Raw genomic sequence first — 24,055 nt, 5'->3', positions numbered from 1 at the left:
CTCGCAATCTCGTCGAGGTTTGCACGATGTGTTCAGCCGCCACGCACCCGGTGGTCAACCGGATGCGGGGTCAGCGGCCCTTGAACTCCGGCTTGCGGCGCTCGGCGAAGGCGCGCGGGCCTTCCTTGGCGTCGTCACTGCGGAAGACGGTGAGGCCGAGCTGCGAGTCGATCTTGAAGGCCTCGTTCTCGTGCATGCCCTCGGTGTCGCGCATGGTCTTCAGGATCGCCTGCACCGCCAGCGGGCCATTGGCATTGATCTTCTCGGCGAGTTCGAGCGCCTTGTCCAGCGCGGTCCCGTCCGGCACCACATGGCCGATCAGGCCGTACTCCTTGGCCTCCGCGGCGGTGATGTGCCGGCCGGTGAGCAGGATGTCGGCGGCGACGGTGTAGGGGATCTGCCGGGGCAGACGCACCGCCGAGCCGCCCATCGGGAACAGGCTCCAGCGTGCTTCGGACACACCGAATTTCGCGCTCTCGCCGGCCACCCGGATGTCGGTGCCCTGCAGGATCTCGGTTCCGCCGGCGATGGCCGCGCCCTCGACGGCGGCGATCAGCGGCTTGGTCAGGCGGCGGCCCTTGAGCAGGCCCGGAATGTTGGTCGGGTCGAACGCGCCGCCGGCGCTCATGTTCTTGGCCGGATCCTGTTTGGTCATCGCCTTGAGGTCGGCGCCCGCGCAGAACGCGCCGCCCGCGCCGGTGAGGATGCAGGAGCGGATCTCCGGGTCGTTGTCGACGGTGTCCCAGGCCTGCACCATCAGATCGAGCATCTCGGCCGACAGCGCATTGCGAACGGCCGGGCGGTTCATGGTGACGATCAGGGTGGCGCCGCGTCGCTCCAGCAGCGCATGGGGTTCCGTGTTGCTACCTGTTTCAGTTGCTGCCGTCGTCATCGCCGACCCACTTTCCTCATGGTATTACTCGCGTTTTGCGGACGAAGTTACCCCGCAACGTTGTACAGAACAATAACGTGTTCTAGTTTGGATCATGGTGACCGCCGTCACGGGCGGCAAGTTATGGAGATCGCTGATGGAGACAACCACGCACAGCGGCGCTGAGGCGACGTCGCACAGCAGCGCAGCGAGCACGCTGCCGCCGCGGATCACGACGACGCTGATCGACCGCCTCACCGGGCTGATCACCGCGGGCACCGCGGGGGAGAAGCGCGAACCCTACGACATGATCGAGGTGTACACCGGCGCGGTCGTCGGTGAGCTGCCGCAGTCCTCGCCCGAGGACGTCGCCGCGGCGGCCGACAAGGCGCGGGCGGCGCAGCGGGAATGGGCGAACTGGCCGGTCAAGCGCCGGTTGCAGGTCTTCGAGAAGGCCCATGAGCTGATTCTCTCCGAACTCGACACCATCGCGGACCTGATTCAGATCGGCTGCGGCAAGACCCGCCGGATGGCCATCGAGGAATCGTGCGATCCGGTGATGGTGATCAGCCACTACCTCAAACACGCCGAGCGGATCCTGAAACCGATCCGGCGCGGCGGCGCGATGCCCATCATCTCCACCTCCACCGAACAGCATCGGCCCAAGGGCGTCGTCGCGGTGATCGCGCCGTGGAACTTCCCCTTCGCGATCTCGATCTCCGATTCGATCCCGGCCCTCATCGCCGGCAACGGCGTGGTGATCAAGCCGGACAACAAGACCGCGCTGTGCACGCTCTACGGCGTCGAACTGCTGCGCAAGGCGGGGCTGCCGCGCGATCTGATCCAGGTCGTCTGCGGTACCGGACCCGACGTCGGCCCCACCCTGATCGACCACAGCGATTTCGTGATGTTCACCGGCTCCACCGCCACCGGCCGCACCATCGGCGAGCGCGCGGGCCGCAACCTGATCAGCTGCAGCCTCGAACTCGGCGGCAAGAATCCGATGATCGTGCTGGAGGACGCCAACCTCGACGAGGTCATCCCGGGTGCGATCTTCGCGGTGTACGGCAACTCCGGCCAGGCGTGTATGCATATCGAGCGCATCTACGTGCACGATCGCATCCACGACGAGTTCGTGCGTCGATTCGTCGCGGCGGCGGAGGAATTGGGATCGAAGGCGGGTGCCTCCTACACCGCCGACCCGGAATTCGGCTCGCTGGTCTCGGTCGATCACATGCGGCGGGTGGCCGCCCACGTCGACGACGCCGTCGCGAAGGGCGCGACCGTGCTGACCGGCGGCAAGGCCCGCCCCGATATCGGCCCGGCGTTCTACGAGCCGACGGTACTGACCGGTGTGACTCCCGAGATGGAGCACGCGACCGTCGAAACCTTCGGCCCGGTCGTCACCGTCTACCGCTACACCGACGAGAACGAGGCGGTCCGGCAGGCCAATGCCACCACCTACGGCCTCAACGCCAGCATCTGGAGTACGGATCTCGCTCGCGCCGAGAAGCTCGCCGACCGGCTCGAGGCGGGCAATGTCAACGTCAACGACGGGTTCGTCGCGACCTATTCGGCGAAGATGACGCCCTCGGGTGGCGTGAAGCAGTCCGGTGTCGGCACCCGGCACGGCGATGCGGGGCTGCTCAAGTACACCGATACGGTCAATGTCGGCGTGCAGAAGAAGCAGGTGCTCTCGGCGCGGGCGGGTATGCCGTTCGAGAAGCAGCTCAAGAGCACACTTCTGACCCTGCGTCTGAGCCGGCGGCTGCGCATTCGCTGACCGGCGCACCGGTACTCGAAGGGCCCGTTCGCCCCCCACGTCGAACGGGCCCTTCTCCTCCCCGCACCTCGTTGTGCCGGGCGTCTCGCGCCGATCGCGCGCTCCGGTCTACTTCACGCCGATCGGCTTGCCGAAGAACGAGGCGAAGGTCTCACCGAAGGTCGAGGCCAGCATCTGGAAACCGTTGGGGTCCAGCAACAACCATCCGGCATCGGCGGTGTGGCACCCGGGCTGGGCCAGCACGCCGTCGAGACGGTCGCGCAACCACAGCATCGCGGCACCGCCGCCGGAGATCTCGGTGGCCACGTGTTCGGCGAGGTGTTCCCGGGTGTATTGCACTGTGGCGGAGGGGTTTCGGCAGTAGGTGTCGACGAGGGTGTTCACCTGGCCCACCGGGATGATCTCGTCCGGATTGCCCTGCCAGATGTACATCGGCATATCCGGCACCGCTGTGCCCATCCGGGTCTCGTCGAGCACGGCGGCCACCGCGGGCTGCTGCATCGGATCGCCCGGAACACGCAGCATCCCTTTCAGATTCAGGAACGGCAGCAACGCGCTGACATATTGCACGCACAGTCCGCTCTGCAGCGTGGTCAGGCCCTTGCCCAGCGGGTCCATATGCTCGTCGACGAAGCGGGCGAATTCCGGATACTCGCGCGTCAGGCCCATCACCGCGGCCAGCACCAGGCCCGAGGTCGCCTGCCCGTTGGCCACGTTGAGCGTCGTGCCGAGATCTGCGGGCACACCGCCCTCGGCCGCGCCGACGATATTCAGATCCGGGGCGTAGCTGCTTTTCAGTTCGGCGGCGTGGCCGGTCGCGATCGCGCCACCGGAGTAGCCGTAGAGGCCGATCCTGGCCTGCGGGCTCAACCGCATCGGCTCGAAGTCGCGGGCCGCGCGAATGCCGTCGAGGGTGATCCTGCCGGCGAGCGGTCCCGCCGCGTAGGCGTTGTTCGGTCCCTCGTGATCGGGAATCACCACCGCCCAGCCCTGCTGCAACGCCCCCTGGGCGATGACGAATTCGGCCGGGGCGACGATCTGGCCCAGGAACGGACCGGCCGAGAAGTGCTGGATCGCGTAGGAGGGTGCGCAGTAACCGGCCAGGGAGTCCTCGGCGATCTGCATGGAGACCAGCTTGTCCGGCGCCGAACCGCGTGGTTTCAGAACTGTCGCCACCGCCGGAATCGGTTGGTCGCGGCTGTCGTTCGACCGGTAGGAGATCTGCCACGCGTCGACGTTGACCGGGATCAGCCCCAGATTGGCCACCCGCACCTGCCGCGCGGCGATGATCTCGCCGGGTTGTTTCGCCGCGACGATCTCCACTGCGGGGTGGTAGAAGCCCGGGTCCAGCTCGGGCGGTAGGGGGATAGGGGCCGCGGGTGCGACCGGCGCGGGTTCGGCGGTGGCGCCGGGCGGATGGGCCACCACCGCGGCCAGGACGGTCAACGCCGTCGCCGCGGCGAGTAGGCAGGTCGTCCGGCGGATGCGGCGCGTCCAGGGTTCGGTCACACTCGGCTCCTTCGCTAATGCGAGACTGCTCCGTCTCACATGTGCAGCGAACTATGACACAGGTGTGATCGCCGTCGCAAGAATTTCGGTCGTCGGCCGCCGGTCGGGCGCGGCTCGACGAGGTGCGGTTCGCCGGTCAGGCCGATTCTTCGGTCGGCGCGGGCGTCCAGCGCTCGTCCACCTTCGCCAGCCGCCAGTAGGCGATCGCGACAATCCAGGCGAGAACGAACAATCCGACGATCGCGAATCCCGCGTTGTTGAGGTCGATCCCGGCGATCCACTCCGCCACCGGACCGCCGAAGCCGGTGTCGTCGTGCAGCACCTTGATCAGCTCGATCGAGCCGATGAACAGTGCCACCGCGATCGACAGACCGGTGATGGCCAGGTTGTAGAAGATCTTGCGCACCGGATCGGAGAACGCCCAGTCGTAGGCGACGTTCATGAACAGGCCGTCGATCGTGTCCATCACGCTCATCCCGGCCGCGAACAGCAGCGGCAGCACCACGATCGCGTACCAGGGCAGTCCGGCCGCCGCGCCGGAACCGGCGAGCGCGAGCAGGGCCACCTCGGTCGCGGTGTCGAAACCCAGGCCGAACAGCACACCGACCGGATAGACGTGCACCGGCCGTCCCACCATCCGCATCACCGGCGCCAGCAGGCGTGCCAGGAATCCGCGCGAATCGAGCGCCGCCTCCAGCTCCGCGCGATCGTAGTGCCCGCTGTCGCGCAGCCGGCGGAACACGCGCCAGATACCGAGCAGTGCAACCACATTGAGCAAACCGATCAGATACAGGAACGAGCCGGAGGCCACGGTGGAGACGGTGCCGAGTGTCTTGCGGGTCGGCGAGTCCTCGTCGACCAGCGTGCCGACCACGTGCGCACCGGCCACCACCAGCGCGGCGAGGACGAACACGATCGTGGAATGCCCCATCGCGAACCAGAATCCGACCGACTTGGGGCGTTTGCCGTCGCTCATCAGCTTGCGCGTGGTGTTGTCGATGGCGGCGATGTGGTCGGCGTCGAAGGCATGGCGCAGCCCGAAGGTGTAGGCGGTGATGCCCAGCCCGATACCGAACACCTCGGTGCCGATGCGATAACCGTGCGGAGCGATCGCGCCGAACAACAGGCCGAATCCGATCAGATGCATCAGCGCGACCACACCGAGCAGCACCCCGGCCTCCAGCCAGTCGCGCCGGGACCAGTCCCGCAGGACATCGCGAAGTAGACGGCGACGAGAGGACATGGGCCCCAACCCTTCTGGGGAACCCGCGTCCCCGTCCGTGCGCAGCGACGAAAGGGGTCTGGCTGACAGCATCGGCTGAACACAGTGGCGCGACCGCACCGGATTGGCACCGGTTTCCCGTTCCCATCGCGAGAACTCTGCGGACTATACCAACGAACGGCGCCCGTGCGGCCACGGTCATCACAGGTCGCGACTATGGTGCGAGCGGATTTCCGAGCGATGAAATGTCGGGTATGCGCCCATAGGCCCAGGAAATAGGGGAGACTCGGCGTAACACAGTTTGTAGTGCGACGGCTGTGTGCCGGGTACCAGTTCCACAGGGTCAGCGTTTCAGCAATGCCGTTTCAGCAATGCCAGGGGAGCCTTCATGTCGCAGTCTTCTGCCGCGTACCCGAGTGTGGTGCCGGTCGGGGTGGATACCGCTCGTGCCAGCATCGCGCGCGTCTACGATGCCGCCCTGAACGGCAAGGACAACTTCGAAGTCGACCGTGACGTGCTCGCGCAGGTGCGTGCCGTGGCCCCGCAGGTGAACGAGCTGGCCTGGGCCAACCGTGACTTCCTGATCAGAGCGTGCCGGTTCCTGGCCGCGCAGGCCGGGATCGACCAGTATCTCGACCTGGGTTCGGGACTGCCGACGGCGGAGAACACCCATCAGGTGGTGCAGCGGATCCGGCCCGAGGCCCGGGTGGTCTACGTCGACAACGATCCGATGGTGCTGGCGTACGCACGGGCACTGCTCGAGGCGAATGCGCAGACCAGCATCGTCGCCTGCGACATCTTCCGCCCGCACGAGGTCCTCACCGACCCGACCGTGCGCGACGACCTCGACTTCTCCCGGCCGCTGGCGCTCTTCCAGATCGGGACCCTGCAGCACTATCTCGATGACGACGCCCCGGCCCTGATGCAGACCTATATCGACGCGCTGCCCTCCGGTTCGTATGTGGCGATCGCGCATTTCTACGATCCGGAGGACTCCGGCCCGAGTGAACTGGCCCGCAAGATGGAGGACAGGTTCGTCCACAGTCCGATGGGCAGCGGGCGATTCCGCACCCGCGACGAGATTCAGGCCCTGTTCGGCGGGCTGGAGATGGTCGAACCGGGGCTCGTGCTGTGCGACGACTGGTGGCCGGACGGCCCGCGACTCACACCGTTGTCGGACGTGCGCCGGTGCATTCTGGGGGGAGTCGGTCGCAAGCCCTGAGTCAGTACGCTCCCGCGGGTGCGCCCGGGGCGATGCCGTGATGCAGTTCGGCGACGTCCGGATGGGCCCGGATGCGTGATTTCCAGGCGTTGCGGCCGTAGGTGTCGAAAATCGGATTGTCCGGATCGGCGGTGATTCCGCGTGCGGCCGCGGCCAATTCGGGCGGCAGCGGTAGCAGCGGTATGCGGGCGTCCAGCGCCGGATTCAGGAAATACGGGACGGAGATGCGGTCGGTGCCCGGTTCCGGGGCCAGTACGCGGTGCCGGGTGGCACGCAGATAGCCGCCGCTGGCCACCTCGAGCAATTCGCCGATATTCACGATGAAGGCGCCCGGAAGCGGCGGCGCGTCCACCCACTCCCCGGACGACAGTTCCACCTGCAGACCGTGCGAATCCGGTTCCACCAGCAGGAGCGTGAGCACGCCGGAATCCTTGTGCGCGCCCACGCCCTGCGGATTGTCGGGGTTACCGGGATAGCGGACCACCTTGATCAGGGTGGCCGGGCGGTCCGCGAACGCGGGATCGAAGAAGTTCTCCGCGGCACCCAGTGCCGCGGCCCAGTGCCGCAGCAGGGCACGCCCGACCCGAGCCAGAGATTCGTCCCAATCACGCAGTGCCGGACGAAGTTCCGGGAGCGCGGTCGGCCAGAGGTTGGGGCCCTGCAGTCGCCAGTACCCCTCCGCACCGGCGATCGCCTCGGCCTCCGGCCCGATATCGATCTGCTCGCGCCAGTCGACCCGGCCGTTGGTCAGTTCGCCGCCGAGTCGCGAATAGCCGCGGAACTGCGGGCTGCGCAACTGACTGATCTCCTGCTTGGCCGCCTCCGGCAGCGCGAAGAAGCGCCGGGCCAAGGCGAGCAGTTCGGTGCCGCGCTCGGGTGCGACGCCGTGACCGACCAGATAGAAGAACCCGAATTCGTGTGTGGCCGCGCGTAATTCGCTGCGGAACCGCAGTGGATCGGAATCCGCGGTCGTCAGATCGAGTACCGGGAGTACGCGGTCGGTCATCGCACATCCTTATCCTCGGTCGCGGGCATTGATCCCCAGATCTACCGCATTCGCGCAGGTGTCCGAAAGGGTTCTACTCGGCCGGAATGCAATCGCTCCAACCGAATCGTCGTGATTCAAAGGGGAGGCTTCGCAATTCACACCCCCTAGGCTCGGCCGGGCCGACGCGCACCACCGTGCCGTCGTGCGCAGTGTCGAGAGGAATTACCTGATGTCCGGACGTATCCGCACCGCATTATCCGTATTCGCAGCCGGTACGGCTGCCGCTGTGCTGCTCACCGCCTGCGGCAGCGGAGGATCCGCCCACACCGAGAACGGGGTGACCTCGCTGCGGTATCTGGGCTGGACCGATCAGGTCACGCTTCCGGAGGTCGCGGAGAACCTCGGATTCTTCGACGGCAAGATCAAACTCGACTACGTCGGCAACACCATCAGCGGACCGCAGGAAATCCAGACCGCCGCGACCGGGCAGGTCGACTTCGGCGGGGCCTTCGCCGGTGCGGTCGCCAAGCTGGCCGGCGCCGGGGCGCCCATCACCGCCGTGGTCAACTACTACGGGTCGGACGAAAAGTCATTCCAGGGCTATTACACGCTCGACAACAGCCCGATTCGTTCGGCCGCCGATCTGGTGGGCAAGAAGGTCGGCGTGAATACGCTCGGTGGCCAGAACGAGGCCGATATCCACGATGCGTTGAAAAAGGCCGGACTGAGCGTCGACCAGATCAAATCGGTGCAATTGGTGGCGCTGCCGCCGCCGAATATCGAACAGGCGCTGCGGCAGGGACAGATCGACGCCGCGGCATTGAACGGCCAGTTCCAGCAGCGCGCGGTGGCCAACGGCGGGGTGCGTCCGATCTTCACCGAACTCGACGAATACGGCGGTCCGATCAACGGCGGCCCCTACGTCTTCCGCAACGACTTCATCGCGAAGAACCCCGACGTGGTCCGCGCCTTCACCACCGGCGTCGCGAAGGCGATCGAGTGGGAGCGCAGCACGCCGCGCGAGCAGGTGATCGCGAAATTCACCGAGATCATCAACGCCCGCCACCGCGCCGGTGAGGACACCTCGACACTGAAATACTGGCTGTCCGTAGGTGTTCCGGCCCGCTACGGCAAGCTGTCGGACGAGGACTTCACCCGCTGGCAGAGCTGGCTCGAGGACACCGGGGCCATCGATCACAAGCTCGATCCGAGCAAGTTCTACACGAACAAGTTCAACTCGCTGCTGCAGTCCTCGGACGCGTCCGGGAAGTAGCGCGCACGCACGTCGTGCCCCGGCGGGTCGGTAGCGGCGAGCCGACCCGCCGGTACGGCATCATCGGTGCCCATGAGCGACTCCGTGACCACCGGCGGCGGGCGCGGACCGGCGCACCGCCGCATCCCGATGACCGGCCGCGATCCCGACGAATCCGGACGCGTGTCCTCACCGCTGGAGCTGCTGTTCGATCTGACCTTCGTGGTCGCGGTCGGCACCTCGGCGTCGTATTTCGCCGAGATGGTGGCCGACGGGCATGTGGGCAAAGCGGTGCCCGCCTTCGTGCTGGCGATGTTCGCGATCGTCAACGCCTGGATCAATTTCAGCTGGTTCGCCTCCGCGTTCGACACCGACGACTGGCTGTACCGCGTGCTCACCATGGTGGTGATGATCGGCGTCGTGGTCTTCGCCCTCGGGCTGCCCGCGATGTTCCATTCGGTCGACGTGGGCGATCACCTCGACGTGCGGGTGATGGTCGTCGGTTACATCGTGATGCGCATCGCGATGGGGCTGCAGTGGTGGCGCGCCGGACGGGAGTCGCCCTCCTTCCGGCACGTCGGTTACGGGAGCATCCGCTGGACGATCATCGCCCAAATCGGTTGGGTGATCATCGCATTCGTCCACATGCCGCTGCTCGTGGCGGGAGTGGGATGCGTACTGCTCGGCGTGCTGGAACTGCTCGTACCGGTGCTGACCCAGGGCCGCGCGAGCGGCACCCCGTGGCATCCGCACCACGTCGCCGAACGCTACGGCCTGTTCGCCATCATCGTGCTCGGTGAAGGCGTGGTCGGTACGGTCGCCTCCTCGGGCGGGCTGCTCGGCGGCAGCGACGGTGCCAACTGGAGCGCCGACGCCATCGCGATCGTGGTCGCCGGCGTGGGCCTGACCTTCGGCATGTGGTGGGTGTACTTCACCACCCCGTTCGGCGAGATCCTCGTACACCGCCGCAACCGCGGCTACCTGTTCGGATACGGCCACATCCCGCTCTACATGGGTATCGCCGGCGCCGGCGCGGGCCTGCACGTCGCCGGCCTGTCGCTCGAGCACCACTCCCGTATCGGTCCGGTCGCGGTGGTCCTGGCGCTGGCGCTGCCGGTCGGCGTCTACCTGCTGATGGTCTACCTGCTGCACACGCTGCTGCTGTCGGCGCCGGACCCGTTCCACATCCTGCTGCTGACCCTCACGGCCGTGGTCCTGGCCGTCGCGGTGATCCTGGCCGCGCTCGGCGTCTCGATCTCCGTCTGCCTGCTGGTGGTGATGATCTCGCCGTTCATCACCGTGGTCGGCTACGAGACCGTCGGCTACCGGCACCAGCGCGAGATGCTGGCGAATCTGGCGTGAGGAGTGTACGGCCCGCGCCGCCGCCTCGGGCCTGTCGCCGCTCTACCGCGGTCCGGACGACCAATACGGCGTCTGCGGCTGCTGGGCCGAATTCCGCTGGGCCGAATTCTGCTGCGGCGGGCTCCACAGCGGGACGTCCTGCTGCTGCGTAGGCGTCCACAGCGGGACATCCTGGTGCTGCGGGGGCGTCCACATCGGCAGATCCTGATTCTGCGGCGCGACCGACGCAGCACCACCCTGTCTCCGCCCGGACGTCTTGACCAGACTGACGACCAGAAGAACCGCTCCCGCAATGAGGATGAGGATCCCCAGAATCGCCACCAAGCCGATGAGTGCCGCCACGAACAAAGTTGTAGCACAGGGAATTCCGATGGTCCCGGAAATGGGAAGGGAGCGCGCCCCAGAGGATCGGGCCGCAAATGGTGAACTCTCCCGAACCCGCTCCCGACGCAGGATCGGGCTGTGGATGGTGAAGCCTCGGCGAACCCGCTCCCGACGCGCATCCGGCAAAGCAAAAGGCCCTGACCAGTGGATTGGTCAGGGCCTCTGCCGTGTCTCCACACACGAGTCGGGGTGACAGGATTTGAACCTGCGACCTCTTCGTCCCGAACGAAGCGCGCTACCAAGCTGCGCCACACCCCGTGAGTTGAGCCTGTCGTAGCTTACAGCAGGGGGGAGCGGATCATTAAATCCGCTGGTCAGCGGGCAGGCAGGGGGCGGATGGTGGAGAGGATGCGCTTGGCGGTTTCCTTGTCCACGGACTTGTCGACGCCGGTGTCGGCGGCGACGGTCATGACGAAGTTCCCGTTCTCGCTGGGGAAGGCGAAGGTGTAGACCGCGAAGGTCGTGGCGCAGCCGGGGGCCGGTGGCGGCGCGCTGCCGGTGGTCTCCACGAACGCGCCGTGCAGCTGCCCGTCCAGCGAAACCATCGGCTGGGCGGGGGCCGGGGCGGCGACGGTGGCGTTCGACCAGCCGAACTTGGCCATCCGGGCTCCGATATCGGCGGCGGCCGCGGCCGGGTCCGCCTGGGGAGACATGGTGAGGAAGGCGTTGGTCCGGGTGTAGTTCGGGCAGTAGTTCTTGCCGTCCTGCGCCAGGCCGGCGATTTCCAGCGGATTCGATCCCGAACCCCAGGCGGCGGTACCGACCGGATCGACCTTCCACTCCGCGGGGGCGTCGTAGGCCGCACCGCGATCGAGGATCTGAACGACCTGGTAGCCCGGAAGCATCGGCGGCGGCGCCGCGCCGGGCTGTGGCTTCGGCGCGGTCTGCTGCGGCGCGGTCTGTTGTGGCCGGGACGGCGGTGGGGGAGGCTGGTTTTCGCTACTGAGCGCACTGACCATGGACGGCTTGCCGGACCCCGCGGCGGCCGGCGAGTCGGAATGCCGGCTCGCGACCACCGCCACGGTCACGCCGATCGCCACGACGACCAGCACCCCTATTCCGCTGAGTAGCAGAGTTTTTCGCCGCCGGGGCTTCTGCCCGGCCGGTACCTGCAACAGCGCGGTGTGCGGATGCTGGGCTGTCGGCGGGCCCCAGGACGCCTGCTGCGGTGCGGGATGTGATCCGACCCCCAATTGCCAATCCGGTTCGGGGCGACCGTTACCGGACGGTGCCGAGAACTGTTGCTGGGAGGACGTATTCGCGCCCGGCATCGGGTTGCCCGACCACTGCGGCATCCCGGGTTGCGCCCCGAAGGCGGTGGTGGGCGCATCGGTTCCCCCGGGCCCCGACGGTGCGCCGGAATTCCACTGCCCGCCGAAGGGATTCGGGCCGTGCGGCCCGCCGGGCCCGCCCGGGGCGCCGAAACCGTGCGGCGACGGAGCGAAGCCCGGCGGGGTGCCCTGTGATGTCGGAGGAGCGTCGGGATAGTGGGGCACCGACCCGTCGGAGCCGATACGAGGCGCCTGGAAAGCGGTAGGGGCACCGGAATTCGGCTGACCGTTCCCGGGACCCGGCACCGCATTCGCGCCGCGAGAGGCGTCTCCGCTCGCACCGCCCTGTGGCGACCACGGATGGGCCGCAGCGGATTGTCCTCCGGCAGCGTCGTTCCCGTCGAACAGCGATCCGGGCGACCGGCCCGCGTCCGGGGCCGCGGGCTTCGCAGGCTCGGCCGGCGAGCCGAACCGTGTGGGTGCGGCCGCGCCACCGGGAGGGGTAGGGATCGACCCAGGCGGGGCCCACGGAGATCCTTGCGACACAGGGAAATTCGCGCCCGGCACCCGCCGGATCGCCAGTGTCGGCGGGGTCTCGTTCGAGTCGGGAGTGGGTTCTCGTCGCGCGGTCGGGTCGTCGTTCCGCTCGAACCCACTGTTCACCGTGTACCCCTGCCTGATGTCGTGCCTCGGCACGCCACCCTAGCGCGCCACGGCCTCCGATTCCGAGACGCCATGGCCACTGTCGGCGATGGGGCCTTTCGGCGGGGCGGCCACCAGCGTCAGCAAGGTCGCCTCGGGGCGGCAGCAGAAGCGGTACGGCGCCCACGGCGAGGTGCCCAGACCCGCGGACACGTGCAGCCGCGTGTGCGCACCCCAGCGCGAGGGACCCTTGACCCGGGACCGATCGATACCGCAGTTGGTGACCAGCGCGCCGAATCCCGGCAGGCACAGCTGCCCGCCGTGGGTGTGGCCGGCCAGCACGAGGTCGTACCCGTCACCGGCGAACCGATCGAGCACCCGCGGTTCGGGCGAATGGGTGAGTCCGATGCTCAGATCGGCCAGGGGGTTCGGCGAGCCGGCGACCGTGTCGTAGCGATCGCGAGCCAGGTGCGGGTCGTCGACGCCGGCCGTGGAGATCTTGATTCCGGCGACCTCGAGATCGCGCCGCACATGCGTCAGATCCAGCCAGCCGCGTTCGGTGAACGCCGCGCGCAGATCCTGCCAGGGCAGCGGATCGCCGTGCACGCGCTTGTGGTTCTTGTCGAAGTACTTGAGCGGATTCTTCGGCACGGGCGCGAAGTAGTCGTTACTGCCGAACACGAAGATGCCCGGACGGGAGAGCAACGTCGTCAGCGACTGCACCACCGCGGGCACCGCCTTCGGATGCGCGAGATTGTCACCGGTGTTGACGATCAGGTCCGGTTCCAGGGCGGCGAGTTCGCGAACCCAGGCCTGTTTGAGTTTCTGGCCGGGCGTCATGTGCAGGTCGCTGATGTGCAGCACACGCAGGCTCGACGAGCCCGGCTGCAGCACCGGCATCGTGGCCTCACGAAGGACGAAGGCATTGCGTTCGATCAGCGAGGCATAGCCGATTCCGGCCACTGCGGTACCGGCGGCCGCGGCGGCGACCTTAGCTCCGGAGCCCAGCGCTGCTCGTCGAAGTGCGGGGGACGAGAATACGGGCATCAGCCCAGAATAGGCGACCACTGTGACGAATACCGAGTGTGATTCCGCACAGGCATCCGGTTTGTCGGGGGCTGTCGTGCCCGTCCACCCGGCTCGACACGCGGAAATGCGGTGGGAGGGTCCGCGCGCAACGGCTAGCGTGTGGCGCATGTCGGAACTCAAATCGAAGTTGCGCGCCGATCTGACCGCGGCGATGAAGGCCAAGGACACGTTGCGCCTCAGCACGCTGCGCATGCTGCTGGCAGCCGTGCAGAACGCCGAGGTCGCCGGAACCGAGGCGAAGGAGCTCTCCGATGCCGAGGTGATCGCGGTCCTCGGCAAGGAGGCGAAGAAGCGCAATGAGGCGGCCGTCGTCTACGAACAGAACGGTCGCGGCGAGCTGGCCGCCAACGAGCGCGCCGAGCAGGAGATCATCGACGAATACCTGCCGACCCCGCTCACCGAAGCCGAGGTCGCCGACATCGCCGATTCCGCCATCGCCGATGTGGCCGAGCAACTGGGTGAGCGCCCGGGCATGAAGCAGATGGGCCAGGTCATGAAGGTCGCGACGGCGCTGGCCGCCGGCCGGGCGGACGGATCGCGGATCTCGGCCGCCGTCAAAGCCCGCTTGTAGGGCGGCTACCGGCACAAAGCAGGAGGCCGGCGAATGTGTCGCACATTCGCCGGCCTCTCGCGTATCCCTACCGGGGGATCGGAATGGGAATCGGTGGCAGCCGCGGTATCTGCGGCAGACCCGGGAGCGCCGGCGGTGCCGGCGGCGGTCCGGGCTTCGGGATCTCCCGCTGTGTGCCGTCGCTGACGAGCACCGTGATCACCGATCCGGGAATGGCCGAGCCGTTCGGCGTGGTGGCGGTGACCGTCCCCTTGGCGGCCGATCCGGGTGTGGTGACCGTCGAGACCTGGAAGCCCGCGCCGATGAGCACCGAGCGGGCCTCGGACTCCGACATACCGTTCACATCCGGAATCTGCGCGTTGTTCGAGCCGCGCACGTATTTGTCGTCCAGCGGCGGCAGCGCGGGCGGCGGGAATTTGTCGAGTACCGGCTTGATACCGCCGAACCAGCTGCGGGCCGGCTCGTTACCGCCGTAGAGATTGCCGTCGCCGCAGGTGCGCAGCGGGAACGAGCAGATCTCGCCGGGCGTCGGGGAGTCGCCGTAGATGTAGGCGGCGCCGGCCATCGAATTGGTGAAGCCGAGGAATGCCGAGGACCGGTGGGTCTCGGTGGTCCCCGTCTTGGCCGAGACGGGGGCGTTCCAGCCCACCACGTGGGCGGAACCGGCCGCGGTACCACCCACGGCGTCCTGGCTCAGCGCGTTGGCCAGCGTATTCGCCAAGCCCGGCTCGACGACCTGTTCACAGGGCTGCTGGGTGAGCGGCACCTGCTTACCGTCGCGGTCGGTGACCTCGGCGATCGGCGAGGGCGGGCACCACTTGCCGCCGGAGGCCAGCGTCGCGGCGACATTGGACAGTTCCAGCGGATTGATCGCGACCGGGCCCAGGGTGAACGAGCCGAGGTTCTGCTGTTTGATCATGTCCGCCAGGCTCTGATTACCGTGGCCGGAGGTGCCCGCGTCGGCGTAGGAGCGCATCCCGAGCCGGACGGCCATATCGACCGTCGGTGTGACGCCGACATCCTGAATGAGCTTGACGAACGCGGTATTCGGCGACTGCGCCAGCGCCTCGGTCACCGATTCCGGTGATTTGTAATTACCGGCGTTCTTCACGCAATAGGTGGCGGGTGGACAGCCCGCGGCGCCACCGTTACCCATACCCTTCGCGGCGAAGAACGAGGGCACGTCCAACTGTGCGCTGGTGCCCAGGCCCTTCTCCATCGCGGCGGCTGTGGTGAAGATCTTGAAAATCGATCCGGCGCCGTCACCGACCATCGAATACGGCTGTGGTTGGACCGTTTGATGTGCGCCCTGATCCAGACCGTAGGTGCGGCTAGAGGTCATCGCCAGGATGTGGTGGGAGTCCTGGCCGGGAGCGATGATGCTCATGACCTCGGCGATATTCTCCAGATTCGGATCGGTGTTCGCCGTGACGGCGGCCTTGACCGAATTCTGCACCGCCGGATCCAAGGTGGTGCGGATCAGATATCCGCCTTTGTCCATCTGATCCTTGCTGATACCGGCATTGGCCAGATACTGCAGTGCGTAATCACAGAAATAACCGCGGTCACCTGCGGCGATGCATCCGCGCGGCAGGCCCTTGGGCTCCGGCAGCACACCGAGCGGCTGTTCCTTGGCGGCCCGGAATTCGTCGGCCCGGCTCGGAATGTTCTGGATCAGGGTGTCCAGCACGGTATTACGCCGCTCCAGCACACCCTTGGGGTTGGTGTACGGGTTGAGTTTGGAGCTGGACTGGACCATACCGGCCAGCATCGCGGCCTGCGCGACCTTCAAATCCTTGGCGTCGACCCCGAAATAGGTCTGCGCGGCGTCCTGAATGCCGTAGGAGCCGTTGCCGAACGGCACCAGATTCAGATAGCGGGTGAGGATCTCGTCCTTGGTGAGTTCTTTCTCCAAGGTCAGCGCCATGCGGATTTCGCGCAGTTTACGGGCCGGCGTGGTTTCGATGGCGGCACGGCGTTCGGCGTCGGTTTTCGCGACCACCAGCAGTTGGAAGTTCTTCACGTACTGCTGGTCGATGGTCGAGGCGCCCTGCTGGACTTCACCGCTCGAGGTGTTGGTCAGGAATGCGCGCAGCGTGCCCTGCCAGTCGACGCCGCCGTGTTCGGCGAAGCGTTTGTCCTCGATGGAGACGATCGCCAACTTCATATCGTTGGAGATCTTGTCGCTGGGGACCTCGAAACGTCTCTGCTCGTACAGCCACGCGATGGGGGCCCCGGTCGCATCGACCATCGTCGACACCGCCGGTGCGGTGCCCTCCACCAATTCCGCGGAAACGTTGTCCACGGCATCGGCTGCGCGGTTCGACAGGTACCCGAAGCCGCCTGCGAGCGGGAACAGCAAGCCGGCGACGAGTACGGCCGCCAGGACGCAGGCGCCGGCGAGCCTCGCGAGCGATTGTGAGATCGGCACGCGCCCCAGCCTAATTGGCCCGCCGTCACACGCGCGGTGCGCGGTCGGCGGCGCGCCATGACACCTGGTCGCGCGGCCTCCGCAGGGACGGGCGTACCAGAAATTACGGGCACGGTCTTGCGCTCGGCCCATACCTTTACCTAGATTGAGAACCCAGTGTGATAGAGCTAACACTCAAAGTGGAATGTGGTGCGGAGCGCAGCGGGGTTGGGTTGCTGTGGGCTGCACGCGATTCCGGAGCGCCGTTGACCCGGTGTTCGGACTGCAAAGGGGCACACCAAATGCACATGACTACCCCCATCGCTCGATTGGACGTAGAGCAGGCCGAAGCGAGAATCGCCTGGGTGTCCCAGGCCCGATGCAAGGAAGTGGATCCCGACCAGTTGTTCGTGCGTGGTGCCGCCCAGCGCAAGGCGGCCACCATCTGTCGGCACTGCCCGGTGCTCATGGAGTGCGGTGCCGACGCCCTCGACAATCGAGTCGAATTCGGTGTGTGGGGTGGGATGACGGAGCGGCAGCGGCGTGCGCTGCTCAAACAGCATCCCGAGGTGACCTCCTGGGCGGACTTCTTCCGCGCCCAGCGTCAGCAGAAGGTCGCGATGTAGTCGAGTAACCGTTCGGTCCGAGCCCGCGCGTGCGGACTCGGACCGTTTTTCGCCCGGTGACGTGCGGAATCGGGGCCGCACGTCATCACCATTGGAGAATTCAGGCCGCGCCGGATCCGGCGAGCTGTTCGCCGACCGCACGCAACGCGTCCAGATCGGACACTTCGAACGGCAGCGCGGTCACCGTCACGATCGGCACCCGCGGATGGGCGCCGGTGAAGCGGTGCAGCAGATGTTGTTCGCGTTTGGCCGTGACCGCGCGATGGGCGTGGATGCGCAGGATATCGGCCGTCAGCGTCGCGGGATCGGTGGCGGCGTCCGCGGCGGCCACGGCCTCCTTCGAGGTGCCGTCGGAGGCGCTGCCCGGGCCGGGGCTCAGCCGGTCCGCGGCGGCGGTCGCCTGAGCCGACGAGAGGGTGCACAGCACCGGATGGGTGCGATTGAGAACCAGCCCGGCCAGCGGCATTCCGTCGGTGGAGAGCCGATCCACGAAGAACGACGCCTCGCGCAGCGCGTCCGGCTCGGCGGCGGCCACCACCACGAAATGGGTTCCGGGCCGCGAGAGCATGGCGTAGGTGCGTTCGGCGCGGTCCTGGAAGCCACCGAACATCGATTCCAGCGACTGCAAAAACAATGAAGCGTCCTTGAGCATCTGCCCGCCCACGACCGTGGACACGCCGCGCACGGCGAGGCTCATCGCGCCGGTCACGAAGCGGCCCACACCGCGGCCGGGCGCCATGATGACGCGGATCATCCGGCCGTTGAGGAAATTGCCGAGCCGCTTGGGCGCGTCGAGGAAGTCCAGGGCGTTGCGCGAGGGCGGGGTGTCGACGACGACCAGATCCCACTCGCGCTTGGCGACCAGCTGGCCCAGCTTCTCCATCGCCATGTACTCCTGCGTTCCGCCGAAGGAGGACGCGACGGTCTGATAGAAGGGGTTGGCGAAGATCTGCTCGGCCTTGTCCGGACTGGTGTGCTCGAGCACCATGTCGTCGAAGGTGCGGCGCATGTTGAGCATCATCGCGTACAGCTCACCCTTGGCCGTCTCGGGCAGTTGGACGCGCTGGGGAGCGTTGCCGAGGTCGCTGACGCCCAGGGACTGGGCCAGCCGCCGCGCCGGGTCGATGGTCAGCACCACGACCTTGCGGCCCTGTTCGGCCGCGCGCAGGGCGATCGCCGCGGCGGTGGTGGTCTTGCCGACCCCGCCGGAGCCGCAGCACACCACCACCCGGGCGGTCGGGTCGGCGATGACGGCCTCGACATCCAGCAGCGGAGTCGCGGGCGGGATCAGATGGCTCATCAGCGGACTCCCTGCGCGCTCAGGTGTTCGGCCAGTTCGTACAGTCCGCCCAGGTCCATACCATCGGGCAGCGCCGGCAGATACAAACGGCTGATATCGACCTTCGCCAGTTCGGCGGAGCTGTCGTCCTGGGCCTGCAGGGTCGCCGAATGTTCCACGGCCTCCTGGATCAGGCCCTGAAAGTCGTTGTCGTCCACCGTGATTCCGGCCTCGGCCAGCCCCGCGCGAACGGCGTCCAGATCGAGGTCGCCGGTCGCGACGCGGGCGCGCACCGGGGCGGGGAGAAAGCCCTCGGTGGCGCGATTGACGATGACCGTGCCGATCCGGAAATCCGATTCGGTCAACTCGGCGATCGCATCCGCGGTCTCCTGCACCGGCAGCGCCTCGAGCAGGGTCACCAGGTGGACGACGGTCTGCTCGGAATGCAGCAGCGCCGCCACGCCCTCGGCCTGCCCGGCGATCGGCCCGCCCTTGGCGACCTCGGCCATGGCCTTGGTGACGTCGAGGAATCCGGCGATGCGACCGGTCGGCGGGGCGTCGACCACGATCTCGTCGTAGACGCGCTTACCGGATTTGTCGGTGCGGACCGCGCATTCCTTGATCTTGCCGGTCAGTATCACGTCGCGCAGACCCGGAGCGATGGTCGTGACGAATTCGATGGCGCCCATCCGGCGCATCGCCCGGCCCGCGAAGCCGAGGTTGTAGAACATGTCGAGATATTCGAGGAAGGCGTGTTCGATATCGAGGGCCAGCGCCATCACCTCACCGCCACCGTCGGCGGTGGCGATCTTGGTTTCGGTGGGCGGCAGCGGCGGCAGATCGAACAATTGGGCAATCGACTGGCGGCCCTCCACCTCGACCAGCAGCACCCGGCGCCCGCCGGCGGCCAATGCGAGCGCCAAAGCGCCTGCGACCGTAGATTTTCCGGTCCCGCCCTTGCCGGACACGTAATGCAGCCGCGCTTTGTCGGCTCGGTCCGGCCACCCTAATTTCAGTCCCGGCTCTTGCGAAACGGGTACTGCTGTCGGTACTCCCACGCTCGCGAGCCTATAACCCGTTACGAAACAGCGACCAGAGGATCGCCCTACTGTCTGGTAGGCCACAGCGCACTTCCGTGCGAGCCGGAAATGTGCTGATCGGTCCGCGACGAGTCGCTCGGCCGCACAATTCACCGTCGGTGCACCCAGTACGCTTCTGCGACATGAGCGATGTGACGGTCTGGGAATACGCGACGGTGCCGCTGTTGACGCATGCGACCAAACAGATTCTGGATCAGTGGGGCGCCGACGGCTGGGAACTGGTCACGGTGCTGCCGGGGCCGACCGGTGAACAGCACGTGGCCTACCTGAAGCGGCCCAAGCAGTGACGGCCGGCACCGACTGGCGGGCCAACCTGGAACGGCTCGGTCTCGCCCTGCCGCCGGTCGCGGCTCCGGCGGGCGCCTACATTCCGGCCGTGCGCAGCGGTTCGCTGGTCTATACCGCCGGCCAGCTGCCGTTCGTCGACGGCGCGCTGTCGGCGACCGGCAAGGTCGGCGCCGACGTGAGCGTCGAGGACGCCGCGCGTGCGGCCGGGCTGTGCGCGTTGAACGCCCTGGCCGCGGTCCACGATCTGGTCGGTCTGGACGCGGTCGTGCGGATCGTGAAGGTGGTGGGATTCGTCGCCTCGGCACCGGGTTTCACCGACCAGCCGCTGGTCGTCAACGGCGCGTCCGAGCTGCTGGGCGAGGTCTTCGGCGCGGCGGGAGTCCACGCCCGATCCGCGGTCGGCGTTTTCGAGTTGCCCAAGAACACTCCGGTTGAGGTGGAGCTGATCGCCGAAGTGCGGTAGGCAAGGGAGATGACCCTCACTCATCCCGCGTACGGGCAACTGCGGCCGGTCACCGGGACCGCTTCGGTGCTGTTGGCCGACAATCCGAACCAGATGACCCTGGAGGGTACGAACACCTGGATTCTGCGGGCGCCGGATCGATCCGACTGTGTGGTGATCGATCCGGGGCCCAAGGACAAGGCGCACAGCGAGGCGATCGCCCGCGCCACCGACGGCAATATCGCGCTGACGCTGATCACCCATCATCATCACGACCACACCGGAGGCATCGATCGGCTGGTGAAGCTGACCGGAACGCCGGTACGGGCGATGGATCCGAAATATCTGGCCGGCTCCTCGGCGCCGCTCACCGACGGCGAGGTCGTCGAGGCGGCCGGCCTGAGTCTGACGGTGCTGGGAACCCCGGGGCACACCCAGGATTCGGTCAGCTTGCTGCTCGACGACGCGCTGATCACCGGCGATACCGTGCTCGGCAGCGGTACGACGGTGCTGGAATCGCGGGACGGCGCGCTCGGCGACTATCTCGACTCGCTCGCGCTGCTCGCCCGGCACGCCCCCGGCCGTGCGCTCCTCCCGGCGCACGGCCCCGATCACCCGCAGGCCGAGCCGGTGATCGGTTACTACATCGAGCATCGGCATCAGCGCCTGGACCAGGTGCGGGCGGCCTTGCGCGAACTGGGTGAGAACGCGACACCGCTGCAGATCGTGGCGAAGGTCTACGCCGACGTGGACAAACGGCTGTGGCCGGCCGCGCGCAGCTCGGTCAAGGCCCAGCTCGCCTATCTGCGCGGCCGCAACTGAGCCGGATGCGCCGGAGCGCGGTGGGAATCCCTACCGCGCCCGGCGAGCCAGCCGCTCCGAATCGGAGATCAGCACGCTCTTGCCCTCGAGCCGCAGCCACCCGCGGTGGGCGAAATCGGCCAGGGCCTTGTTCACCGTCTCGCGTGAGGCGCCGACCAGCTGGGCGATCTCTTCCTGGGTGAGGTCGTGGGTGACCCGCAGGGCACCGGCCTCCTGAGTGCCGAACCGCTGCGCGAGCTGCAGCAGCGCCTTGGCGACTCGACCCGGGACATCGGTGAAGATCAGGTCGGCCAGGTTGTTGTTGGTACGCCGGAGGCGACGGGCGAGCACCCGCAGCAACTGTTCGGCGATCTCCGGCCGCTGGTCGATCCACGCCTTGAGCGCATCGCGATCCATGGTCACCGCACGCACCTCGGTCACCGTGGTGGCCGTGGAGGTACGCGGACCCGGGTCGAAGATCGACAGCTCGCCGAACATGTCCGACGGGCCCATGATGGTCAGCAGGTTCTCGCGCCCGTCCGGGGAACGGCGGCCGATCTTCACCTTGCCGGACGTGATGATGTACAGCCGATCGCCGGGTTCGCCCTCATTGAAGATGACATGGCCGCGTGGAAAATCCACAGGCTGAAGCTGTTTGGCGAGAGCAGCCACCGCGGTGGGCTCGACGCCTTGGAAGATGCCTGCTCTGGCGAGGGCCTCGTCCACGAATGTGCTCCTTATGGGAATTGACGGTGCTTACTGCGGCGTCAGCGGGTCCCTACGTGGTACGCAGGCTGCCGCCTGGCTCGGCGTCGCTCGCCACAGTGCTGGACCGAAGCGTTCGGCCGACAGTGCAGTCTACTTGCCATCCACGCAGCGTAGTGACAGACACCACGTAACGTGCGGTTTGTGAACGGGCGCGGCGTCGCGGAAAGTTCCCGGGCTCGGGTATTCGCGGGTCGGGGCGGCGGTATCGCCGGACGGCGGAATCGGGTCAGCTGGCCTGGGCGACGTCCAATTCGTCGCGATTACGGCGGCGGCCACCGGAGCCGGCGTGTGCGGGCACGCCCAACTTGGCCAGCTCGTTGACCTCGGCATTGCTGGCCCTGTCCAGATATTGCTGGACCTCTTCACCCGGTTCGAGCAGCTTGCGCAGCCGGTTTTCGACACGTTCCATGAACAGTGCGAAAAGCATCAACACCACCGGGAAGAGCACCACAGCGAGTCCTTGCATACGGGTGAGTAAACACGGAGAAGGTCTCAGATGGAACACGGGGATTGTTCGCGATCGCGCTCACGTCGGTGCGGTTCCGTATGGTGGACGAGTGCGTGAACCCAGATCCACCGCCGTGAACGGGCACGAGTCGGCCGCGACGGCCACCGATGCGGCGTCGGTCACATCGACCGAATCGAGTTCTGCGGCTCGAAAAAAATCTCCGCGGAAATCTGCGCGTGCGAACTCGAAACCGGTCGCCCGATTCGCCGACGAAACCCGGCTGGGTCTGGTACGCCGCACCCGGCGGATGAATCGCACGCTGGCGCTGGCATTTCCCGATGCGCACTGCGAACTTGATTTCACCACCCCGCTCGAATTGGCCGTTGCCACAATCCTTTCCGCGCAATGCACCGACGTCCGGGTGAATCTGACGACGCCGGCATTGTTCGCCCGCTACCGTGACGCCGAGGCCTATGCCGCGGCCGACCGCACGGAACTCGAGGAATACATCCGGCCCACCGGCTTCTACCGCAACAAGACGAGTTCGCTGATCGGGCTGGGACAGGCGCTGGTGGAACAGCACGACGGCGTGCTGCCGCACACGATGTCCGAATTGGTGAAATTGCCGGGAATCGGCCGCAAGACCGCCAATGTCATCCTCGGCAATGCCTTCGATGTGCCGGGAATCACTGTCGACACCCATTTCTCGCGGCTGGTGCAGCGGTGGAAATGGACCACCGAGGACGATCCGGTCAAGATCGAACACGCCGTCGGCGAACTGATCGAGCGCAAGGAATGGACGATGCTCTCGCATCGGGTGATCTTCCACGGCCGTCGTGTCTGCCATTCCCGTAAACCGGCGTGCGGCGCCTGCCTGCTGGCCAAGGATTGCCCCTCGTTCGGAATCGGCCCGACCGACCCCGTGACGGCCGCCGCGCTGGTGAAGGGACCTGAGGCCGAGCATCTGCTCGAATTGGTGGGCCGGTGAAATCGGTTCCCACGGCGTGGCGATGGGCGTTCGTCATTCTCATAGCGGTGGTGGCACTCGCGGTCGCGGTCTGGCCGCGCGGTGACGATCACGGCCCGTCCGTCACCACCACCGCGGTCCAGGGTGGGCCGGCTTCGGCGTCCGACGGGCAGCGTGCCGCGGCCGCACTGGCCGATTGCCCGCGGCCGGGTGATCCGACGGGGCGGCCGCCGACGCCTGTCGCCGGTCCGTTGGCCGGGATCACTGTCGAATGTCTGGCCGACGGGCGTCCGGTCGACCTCGGCGAGGCGTTGGCCGGCCGTCCGGCGCTGGTGAATCTGTGGGCCTACTGGTGTGAGCCGTGCGCGCGGGAACTGCCCGCGCTGCAGCAATTCTCGGCCCGCGCCGGTAGCGCGCTGACCGTGCTGACCGTGCACAGCGATCCCGACGAGGGCAAGGCGATGGCCCGGTTGCGCGACCTCGACGTGCATCTGCCGGGTGCACAGGACGGCGCCGGAAAGGTGCGGACGGCGGTGCGGGCGCCGGCCGTCCTGCCGGTCTCGGTCCTGGTCCGCGCGGACGGTTCGATCGCGAAGGTGGTGGTCCGGCCGTTCGATACCGCCGACGACGTTGCCGCCACCGTCGCGCAGGAACTGGGGGTGCGGGTGTGAACGGGCAGGACGCGAGGACCGGCGAGGGATTGATCCGGTACGACCGGTACGGACCGGACGCGGAAGCAGTACGCACAACCGTGGAGGAC

23 protein-coding genes, 1 tRNA gene and 1 riboswitch are annotated in these 24,055 nt (G+C 67.2%); of the genes, 11 read left to right on the top strand and 13 right to left on the bottom strand.

Annotated features, from left to right (window positions below; genetic code table 11):
• Positions 1-70 precede the first annotated feature (70 nt).
• Positions 71-892, bottom strand: a complete 822-nt coding sequence (locus tag IRT45_RS18090) for a crotonase/enoyl-CoA hydratase family protein (protein WP_194807028.1) — start codon at positions 890-892, stop codon at positions 71-73.
• Positions 893-1,028: 136 nt separating this feature from the next.
• Here IRT45_RS18090 and IRT45_RS18085 point away from each other — a divergent pair, with 136 nt between their 5' ends.
• Complete coding sequence (locus tag IRT45_RS18085; RefSeq protein WP_194807027.1) at positions 1,029-2,654, top strand: succinic semialdehyde dehydrogenase; 1,626 nt, start codon at positions 1,029-1,031, stop codon at positions 2,652-2,654.
• A 108-nt stretch (positions 2,655-2,762) separates the two neighbouring features.
• Here the strand turns inward: IRT45_RS18085 and IRT45_RS18080 are convergent, their stop codons facing one another.
• Together IRT45_RS18080 and IRT45_RS18075 are read right to left on the bottom strand one after the other, a co-directional pair.
• Positions 2,763-4,163 carry a lipase family protein gene (locus IRT45_RS18080; RefSeq protein WP_375540118.1) on the bottom strand — a complete coding sequence of 467 codons (1,401 nt, stop codon included), beginning with the start codon at positions 4,161-4,163 and terminating at the stop codon, positions 2,763-2,765.
• Positions 4,164-4,299: 136 nt separating this feature from the next.
• Entirely contained in the window at positions 4,300-5,406 is a 1,107-nt protein-coding gene (locus IRT45_RS18075; protein ID WP_194807026.1) for a HoxN/HupN/NixA family nickel/cobalt transporter, read from the bottom strand.
• Positions 5,407-5,439: 33 nt separating this feature from the next.
• Positions 5,440-5,563, bottom strand: a riboswitch (cobalamin riboswitch).
• A gap of 210 nt (positions 5,564-5,773) precedes the next feature.
• On the opposite strand from IRT45_RS18075, the gene IRT45_RS18070 reads away from it, so the two are divergent.
• Positions 5,774-6,607, top strand: coding sequence for an SAM-dependent methyltransferase (locus IRT45_RS18070; protein ID WP_194807025.1), 834 nt, complete (start codon positions 5,774-5,776; stop codon positions 6,605-6,607).
• A gap of 1 nt (position 6,608) precedes the next feature.
• Here IRT45_RS18070 and IRT45_RS18065 read toward each other — a convergent pair whose 3' ends face one another.
• Complete coding sequence (locus IRT45_RS18065; protein WP_194807024.1) at positions 6,609-7,613, bottom strand: isopenicillin N synthase family oxygenase; 1,005 nt, start codon at positions 7,611-7,613, stop codon at positions 6,609-6,611.
• Between the two features lie 211 nt (positions 7,614-7,824).
• Between IRT45_RS18065 and IRT45_RS18060 the strand changes: the two genes are divergently transcribed.
• Positions 7,825-8,868, top strand: coding sequence for an ABC transporter substrate-binding protein (locus tag IRT45_RS18060; RefSeq protein WP_194807023.1), 1,044 nt, complete (start codon positions 7,825-7,827; stop codon positions 8,866-8,868).
• A gap of 72 nt (positions 8,869-8,940) precedes the next feature.
• Positions 8,941-10,209, top strand: a complete 1,269-nt coding sequence (locus IRT45_RS18055; protein ID WP_194807022.1) for a low temperature requirement protein A — start codon at positions 8,941-8,943, stop codon at positions 10,207-10,209.
• A 42-nt stretch (positions 10,210-10,251) separates the two neighbouring features.
• Here IRT45_RS18055 and IRT45_RS18050 read toward each other — a convergent pair whose 3' ends face one another.
• The 4 genes from IRT45_RS18050 to IRT45_RS18035 all read right to left on the bottom strand — a co-directional run bounded on the left by IRT45_RS18050 (position 10,252) and on the right by IRT45_RS18035 (position 13,553).
• Positions 10,252-10,551, bottom strand: a complete 300-nt coding sequence (locus IRT45_RS18050) for a hypothetical protein (RefSeq protein WP_194807021.1) — start codon at positions 10,549-10,551, stop codon at positions 10,252-10,254.
• A gap of 226 nt (positions 10,552-10,777) precedes the next feature.
• A tRNA-Pro gene (locus IRT45_RS18045) sits at positions 10,778-10,851 on the bottom strand.
• Between the two features lie 56 nt (positions 10,852-10,907).
• A complete protein-coding gene (locus tag IRT45_RS18040; protein WP_194807020.1) occupies positions 10,908-12,089 on the bottom strand; it encodes a hypothetical protein in 1,182 nt (393 codons plus the stop codon).
• 477 nt (positions 12,090-12,566) lie between these two features.
• The gene (locus tag IRT45_RS18035; RefSeq protein WP_194807019.1) at positions 12,567-13,553 is read right to left on the bottom strand and encodes a metallophosphoesterase; all 987 of its coding nucleotides are present in this window, start codon (positions 13,551-13,553) and stop codon (positions 12,567-12,569) included.
• A gap of 148 nt (positions 13,554-13,701) precedes the next feature.
• Between IRT45_RS18035 and IRT45_RS18030 the strand changes: the two genes are divergently transcribed.
• Positions 13,702-14,166 carry a GatB/YqeY domain-containing protein gene (locus IRT45_RS18030; protein WP_194807018.1) on the top strand — a complete coding sequence of 155 codons (465 nt, stop codon included), beginning with the start codon at positions 13,702-13,704 and terminating at the stop codon, positions 14,164-14,166.
• A gap of 67 nt (positions 14,167-14,233) precedes the next feature.
• On the opposite strand, the gene IRT45_RS18025 is transcribed toward IRT45_RS18030, so the two are convergent.
• Positions 14,234-16,597: a transglycosylase domain-containing protein gene (locus tag IRT45_RS18025; RefSeq protein WP_309241034.1), complete on the bottom strand. Its 2,364-nt coding sequence runs from the start codon at positions 16,595-16,597 to the stop codon at positions 14,234-14,236.
• 281 nt (positions 16,598-16,878) lie between these two features.
• Here IRT45_RS18025 and IRT45_RS18020 point away from each other — a divergent pair, with 281 nt between their 5' ends.
• Positions 16,879-17,202, top strand: a complete 324-nt coding sequence (locus IRT45_RS18020; protein WP_030516437.1) for a WhiB family transcriptional regulator — start codon at positions 16,879-16,881, stop codon at positions 17,200-17,202.
• A 100-nt stretch (positions 17,203-17,302) separates the two neighbouring features.
• On the opposite strand, the gene IRT45_RS18015 is transcribed toward IRT45_RS18020, so the two are convergent.
• Positions 17,303-18,502, bottom strand: a complete 1,200-nt coding sequence (locus IRT45_RS18015) for an ArsA family ATPase (RefSeq protein WP_194807016.1) — start codon at positions 18,500-18,502, stop codon at positions 17,303-17,305.
• Positions 18,502-19,539, bottom strand: coding sequence for an ArsA-related P-loop ATPase (locus tag IRT45_RS18010; protein WP_051024132.1), 1,038 nt, complete (start codon positions 19,537-19,539; stop codon positions 18,502-18,504). Before IRT45_RS18010 ends, IRT45_RS18015 begins: the two co-directional genes overlap by 1 nt.
• A 164-nt stretch (positions 19,540-19,703) precedes the next feature.
• Between IRT45_RS18010 and IRT45_RS18005 the strand changes: the two genes are divergently transcribed.
• Genes IRT45_RS18005 through IRT45_RS17995 form a run of 3 tightly spaced genes read left to right on the top strand, consistent with a single transcriptional unit; the run spans position 19,704 to position 21,133 of the window.
• A complete protein-coding gene (locus IRT45_RS18005; protein ID WP_085997207.1) occupies positions 19,704-19,868 on the top strand; it encodes a DUF4177 domain-containing protein in 165 nt (54 codons plus the stop codon).
• Positions 19,865-20,332 (top strand): RidA family protein, encoded by a 468-nt coding sequence (locus tag IRT45_RS18000; protein ID WP_194807015.1) that lies wholly within the window; start codon positions 19,865-19,867, stop codon positions 20,330-20,332. The genes IRT45_RS18005 and IRT45_RS18000 overlap by 4 nt, the downstream gene beginning before the upstream one ends.
• A 9-nt stretch (positions 20,333-20,341) precedes the next feature.
• Positions 20,342-21,133 carry an MBL fold metallo-hydrolase gene (locus IRT45_RS17995; RefSeq protein ID WP_194807014.1) on the top strand — a complete coding sequence of 264 codons (792 nt, stop codon included), beginning with the start codon at positions 20,342-20,344 and terminating at the stop codon, positions 21,131-21,133.
• A gap of 30 nt (positions 21,134-21,163) precedes the next feature.
• Here IRT45_RS17995 and IRT45_RS17990 read toward each other — a convergent pair whose 3' ends face one another.
• A complete protein-coding gene (locus IRT45_RS17990) occupies positions 21,164-21,838 on the bottom strand; it encodes a Crp/Fnr family transcriptional regulator (protein ID WP_019044571.1) in 675 nt (224 codons plus the stop codon).
• A 268-nt stretch (positions 21,839-22,106) separates the two neighbouring features.
• Positions 22,107-22,346, bottom strand: a complete 240-nt coding sequence (locus IRT45_RS17985; protein WP_030516432.1) for a hypothetical protein — start codon at positions 22,344-22,346, stop codon at positions 22,107-22,109.
• Positions 22,347-22,635: 289 nt separating this feature from the next.
• On the opposite strand from IRT45_RS17985, the gene nth reads away from it, so the two are divergent.
• Together nth and IRT45_RS17975 are read left to right on the top strand one after the other, a co-directional pair.
• Complete coding sequence (gene nth, locus IRT45_RS17980; RefSeq protein ID WP_084460534.1) at positions 22,636-23,316, top strand: endonuclease III; 681 nt, start codon at positions 22,636-22,638, stop codon at positions 23,314-23,316.
• On the top strand, positions 23,313-23,966 hold the full coding sequence (locus IRT45_RS17975; protein ID WP_194807013.1) for a TlpA disulfide reductase family protein: 654 nt from the start codon (positions 23,313-23,315) through the stop codon (positions 23,964-23,966). The genes nth and IRT45_RS17975 overlap by 4 nt, the downstream gene beginning before the upstream one ends.
• Positions 23,967-24,055: the final 89 nt, after the last annotated feature.

Source organism: Nocardia sp. BSTN01, assembly GCF_015354405.1.
Taxonomy (GTDB): Bacteria; Actinomycetota; Actinomycetes; order Mycobacteriales; family Mycobacteriaceae; genus Nocardia.
Note: the sequence above shows the minus strand (reverse complement) of the source record. Positions and strands in the feature narration are given on the sequence as shown.

Coding starts and splice junctions, on each gene's coding strand:
- IRT45_RS18090 (WP_194807028.1), bottom strand. CDS start 892: ATGACGACGGCAGCAACTGAAACAGGTAGCAACACGGAACCCCATGCG.
- IRT45_RS18085 (WP_194807027.1), top strand. CDS start 1,029: ATGGAGACAACCACGCACAGCGGCGCTGAGGCGACGTCGCACAGCAGC.
- IRT45_RS18075 (WP_194807026.1), bottom strand. CDS start 5,406: ATGTCCTCTCGTCGCCGTCTACTTCGCGATGTCCTGCGGGACTGGTCC.
- IRT45_RS18070 (WP_194807025.1), top strand. CDS start 5,774: ATGTCGCAGTCTTCTGCCGCGTACCCGAGTGTGGTGCCGGTCGGGGTG.
- IRT45_RS18065 (WP_194807024.1), bottom strand. CDS start 7,613: ATGACCGACCGCGTACTCCCGGTACTCGATCTGACGACCGCGGATTCC.
- IRT45_RS18060 (WP_194807023.1), top strand. CDS start 7,825: ATGTCCGGACGTATCCGCACCGCATTATCCGTATTCGCAGCCGGTACG.
- IRT45_RS18055 (WP_194807022.1), top strand. CDS start 8,941: ATGAGCGACTCCGTGACCACCGGCGGCGGGCGCGGACCGGCGCACCGC.
- IRT45_RS18035 (WP_194807019.1), bottom strand. CDS start 13,553: ATGCCCGTATTCTCGTCCCCCGCACTTCGACGAGCAGCGCTGGGCTCC.
- IRT45_RS18030 (WP_194807018.1), top strand. CDS start 13,702: ATGTCGGAACTCAAATCGAAGTTGCGCGCCGATCTGACCGCGGCGATG.
- IRT45_RS18020 (WP_030516437.1), top strand. CDS start 16,879: ATGCACATGACTACCCCCATCGCTCGATTGGACGTAGAGCAGGCCGAA.
- IRT45_RS18015 (WP_194807016.1), bottom strand. CDS start 18,502: ATGAGCCATCTGATCCCGCCCGCGACTCCGCTGCTGGATGTCGAGGCC.
- IRT45_RS18005 (WP_085997207.1), top strand. CDS start 19,704: ATGAGCGATGTGACGGTCTGGGAATACGCGACGGTGCCGCTGTTGACG.
- IRT45_RS17995 (WP_194807014.1), top strand. CDS start 20,342: ATGACCCTCACTCATCCCGCGTACGGGCAACTGCGGCCGGTCACCGGG.
- IRT45_RS17985 (WP_030516432.1), bottom strand. CDS start 22,346: ATGCAAGGACTCGCTGTGGTGCTCTTCCCGGTGGTGTTGATGCTTTTC.
- nth (WP_084460534.1), top strand. CDS start 22,636: ATGAATCGCACGCTGGCGCTGGCATTTCCCGATGCGCACTGCGAACTT.